The organism is Actinomadura roseirufa (assembly GCF_900659635.1).
Taxonomy (GTDB): Bacteria; Actinomycetota; Actinomycetes; order Streptosporangiales; family Streptosporangiaceae; genus Spirillospora; species Spirillospora roseirufa.
Map to the genome: position 1 here is coordinate 1 of NZ_CAACVB010000454.1, position 3,898 is coordinate 3,898.

At 75.4% G+C, this 3,898-nt stretch carries 3 protein-coding genes; all 3 read left to right on the forward strand.

Going from position 1 to position 3,898, the window contains the following annotated elements:
- Positions 1–129 precede the first annotated feature (129 nt).
- The 3 genes from E1291_RS39940 to E1291_RS39950 all read left to right on the forward strand — a co-directional run bounded on the left by E1291_RS39940 (position 130) and on the right by E1291_RS39950 (position 3,648).
- Positions 130–2,022, forward strand: a complete 1,893-nt coding sequence (locus E1291_RS39940; protein WP_131743198.1) for an acyl-CoA dehydrogenase — start codon at positions 130–132, stop codon at positions 2,020–2,022.
- Positions 2,023–2,165: 143 nt separating this feature from the next.
- On the forward strand, positions 2,166–2,741 hold the full coding sequence (locus E1291_RS39945) for a TerD family protein (RefSeq protein ID WP_131743199.1): 576 nt from the start codon (positions 2,166–2,168) through the stop codon (positions 2,739–2,741).
- A 112-nt stretch (positions 2,742–2,853) separates the two neighbouring features.
- Positions 2,854–3,648: an HAD-IIA family hydrolase gene (locus E1291_RS39950; RefSeq protein ID WP_131743200.1), complete on the forward strand. Its 795-nt coding sequence runs from the start codon at positions 2,854–2,856 to the stop codon at positions 3,646–3,648.
- Positions 3,649–3,898 lie beyond the last annotated feature (250 nt).

Genomic DNA, 3,898 nt, shown 5'->3' on the forward strand with positions numbered 1-3,898 from the left:
CCGTGGCCACGGGGCTCGGCGCGCCGCCGGTCGTTCCCGCCCCGGGCGGTCCCCCGGACGAGGAGCGGCGGGTCGGCAAGTCCGCCCCCGGCATCACCCCCGACACCGAGCAGGGACAGGAGCTTGTCGATGGGCGCTGACATCGGTACCGGCCAGGGCGTCGCCGCGGCCTCGGGCGCGGAGCGGGGGGAGGGCGGCGGGGACGCGGGCCGCGCGGCCGAGGCGAGCGGCCTGACCGCGTTCGTGCGCGGGACGGCGGTGGACGAGGCGACCCGCGCCCGGCTGCGCGCGGCCGTCCCGGAGGAGTTCTTCGGCTATCCCGACGGGCTCACCGCGCGCGAGCACCAGGCGCTGACCTACGAGCGGCTGCGCGCCGCCGGGCGGGCGGCGCCGCCGGCGGCGCGGCTGCTGGAGGACCCGCCCGCGCTGTGCGCGCTGCTGGATCGCGCGGCGATCGCCGACCCGGCCCTGTTCCACGTCATGCTGCTGCACTACACGCTGGCGCTCGGCCCGATCCTGCGGTTCGGCGCCGGCCAGGAGGGGCCGCGGCGCGAGCGGGCGGCGCTGGAGTCGCTGGACTCCTTCGGGACGCTGCTGATGACCGAGGTCGGGCGCAGCAACAGCCATCTGTCGCCCCGGACCGTCGCCCGGTACGACGCCGCGGCGGGCGGGTTCGTGCTGAGCTCGCCCGACGCGCACGCCGCGAAGTTCCCGACGAGCACCGCGCATCCGGGCGTCCCCAAGACCGCGGCGGTGTACGCCACGCTCGTGCACGGCGGCCGGGAGCGGGGGGTGTTCGTGTTCGTGGTGCCCCTGCGGGAGGCGGGCGGGCACGTCCCGGCGGGCGTCAGCGTGGTCGCGGCCCCGGAGACCACCGGCCTGCAGATCGACTACGCGGCCGTGCGGCTGGACGGGCTGCGGGTCCCCTACGAGGCGTGGCTGCGCGACGGCGCCCGGATCGGCGCCGACGGCGTCTTCCACGACCCGGCCGGGTCGCCGGCGGCGCGGCTGACGCGCTCGATGGCGATCGCCCCCGCGGTGTGGCGGGCGGTGGTGTCGGCGTCGGCGGCCATCACGCGCGCGTCGGCGGGGACGCTGCTGGCGCATTCGGCGGGGCGCACCACGCTGGGCCGGCTGGCGCCGCGGCGTCCGCTGACCGACTACCGCAACCAGCGGGAGGCGGTCCTGGGCGCGCTGGCGTCGGCGTACGCGCTGACCGCCGTCGCCGTGCACGCGCAGGGGCGGCCCGCGTCGGCGGAGGCGTCCGGGGCGCGCCGGCCGGGGGAGGCGGGCGGCCCCGCCACGGCGTGGGCGCCGTGGTCGGCGGTCGACCGCGACCTGGCGCTGCTGAAGGCGGCGGTGACCGCCCAGGCGCACGAGACGGTGTCGATGTGCCGGGTGCACAGCGGCGCGCCGGGGTTCGCGGCGGTGGAGCGGCTGAACGCCTACCGCGGCCTCGCCCACGCCTACCTGAACGCCGGTGGCGACAACGAGCTGATCCTCTACGACACGGCCCGCGCGATGGCGGATCTGGATCGCTACGCCCCGCCCGCCGCCGAGCCGGGCCCGCCCGACGAGGGGGACCTGTCCTCGCCCCGGGTGTGGCTGTTCCTGGCGCGCGAGGCCGAGCGGCGGACGCGCGACCGGCTCGCCGGGCGGGTGGAGGCGGCCCGCGGGGCCGGCGCGGACGCGTTCACGGCCTGGAACGACAACCTCGCCCTGGCGGCGCGGACGGCCGCCGCGTGCGCCGAGCGGACGGTGCTGGAGATCCTGTCGGAGGCGCTGGAGTCGGGGCCCGCGGCGCTGCGGCCCGTCCTGACCCTGTACGCGCTGGACCGGCTGGAGCGCCGGGCGGCGGACCTGCTGAACGAGGGGGTGGTGCCGCCGGGGGTGCTGGACGAGGTGTGGGCGCTGCGGCGGCGGACCTGTGACGAGCTGGCGCCGCGGGCGGGAGAGCTGGCGGCGGCGTTCGAGCTGCCCGCCGCGATCACCGCGCCCGTCGCCGCGCTCCTGGGCCGCTGACCTGGGCGTCCGGCGGCGAGGGCGACGCGCCGTGCGGCGACTTTGCCAACCGGGCGGGGGAACCAGGGCAGGATGGCTACCGTTCTCGTTACAGACCGTGCGGGTGACAGGCGCCCGGACGGCCCGATTCGGAGGTAGACACAGTGGGAGTCAGTCTGAGCAAGGGCGGCAACGTCTCGCTGACGAAGGAGGCTCCCGGACTGACCGCCGTCGTGGTGGGTCTGGGCTGGGACGTGCGCACCACGACCGGGACCGACTTCGACCTCGACGCCAGCGCCCTGCTGTGCTCGGCGGAGAACAAGGTGCTGTCGGACCAGCACTTCGTGTTCTTCAACAACCTCAAGAGCCCCGACGGCTCGGTCGAGCACACCGGCGACAACCTCACCGGTGAGGGCGAGGGCGACGACGAGCAGATCAAGGTGGGCCTGGCGACGGTCCCGGCCGAGGTCTCCAAGATCGTGTTCCCGGTCTCCATCTACGACGCCGACGGCCGCCAGCAGAGCTTCGGGCAGGTCCGCAACGCGTTCATCCGCGTGGTGAACCAGGCCGACGGCAACGAGATCGCGCGCTACGACCTGTCGGAGGACGCCTCCACCGAGACGGCGATGGTGTTCGGCGAGCTGTACCGCAACGGCGCCGAGTGGAAGTTCCGGGCCGTGGGCCAGGGCTACGCCTCGGGCCTGGCCGGTATCGCGTCCGACTTCGGGGTGAACGTCTGAGGCGGCCGCCGCGACGGCGACGGCGGGCGGGGCGCTCCGGTTCGGGGACCGGGGCGCCCCGCCCGTTCCGTCCGTGGTCACGGTGATGATCCTCACCTGCGACAATGGCGGCATGACGGAACGGAAGCCGATCGAGTACTGGTTGTCGGACATGGACGGCGTGCTGGTGCACGAGGGCAGTCCCGTCCCCGGCGCGGCGGAGTTCGTCGAGCGGCTGTCGGCCGCGGGGACCCCGTTCCTGGTGCTGACCAACAACTCCATCTACACCCGCCGCGACCTGTCGGCCCGGCTCGCGGCGCTGGGGCTGCGGGTGCCCGCGGAGTCGATCTGGACGTCGGCGCTGGCGACCGCCCGGTTCCTGGCCGACCAGCGGCCGCAGGGGACGGCGTACGTGATCGGCGAGGCGGGGCTGACGACGGCGCTGCACGAGGCGGAGTTCGTGCTGACCGACATCGACCCCGACTACGTGGTGCTGGGCGAGACCCGCACCTACAGCTTCTCCCAGATCACCCGTGCGATCCGGCTGATCGACGGCGGCGCGCGGTTCGTGGCGACCAACCCCGACCCGGTCGGCCCGTCGCCGGAGGGCTCGCTGCCGGCCTGCGGCGCGGTCGCCGCGATGATCACGCGGGCGACGGGGGTGGCGCCGTACTTCGTCGGCAAGCCCAACCCGCTGATGATGCGCACGGCCCTGAACGTGCTCGGCGCGCACAGCGAGAGCACGGCGATGGTCGGCGACCGGATGGACACCGACATCGTCGCGGGCGTCGAGGCGGGGCTGGAGACGATCCTGGTGCTGACCGGGGTGACCCGCGCGGAGGAGGTCGAGCGGTTCCCCTACCGGCCGTCGCGGGTGGTGCCCTCGATCGCCGACCTCACCGATCTCGCCGGCCTCGCGGGCGGCTGAACCACAGACCGCGAATTCGGACATCTCACCAGGACTCGCTCCCGGACGGACGGCGCACGACGGTTTTCGCTACGCTTTTCGCGACATCATCGATTCGCACCGGTGAGTGACGGGGCCCGGCCGCCGGTGTGGACGCGCGGCGCCGCGGCGCGCGCCGTCCGGTGCCCGACCTCGACCGGGGTGCCGTGCCGAACCTCACCGAGACCCCCGCTCCGCAGCGCCCGGGCGGGCGGCGCGCAGGGCGCCGCAG

Excerpts from the sequence above, each read along its gene's own strand:
- E1291_RS39950 (WP_131743200.1), top strand. The coding sequence starts at position 2,854 with ATGACGGAACGGAAGCCGATCGAGTACTGGTTGTCGGACATGGACGGC.
- E1291_RS39940 (WP_131743198.1), top strand. The coding sequence starts at position 130 with ATGGGCGCTGACATCGGTACCGGCCAGGGCGTCGCCGCGGCCTCGGGC.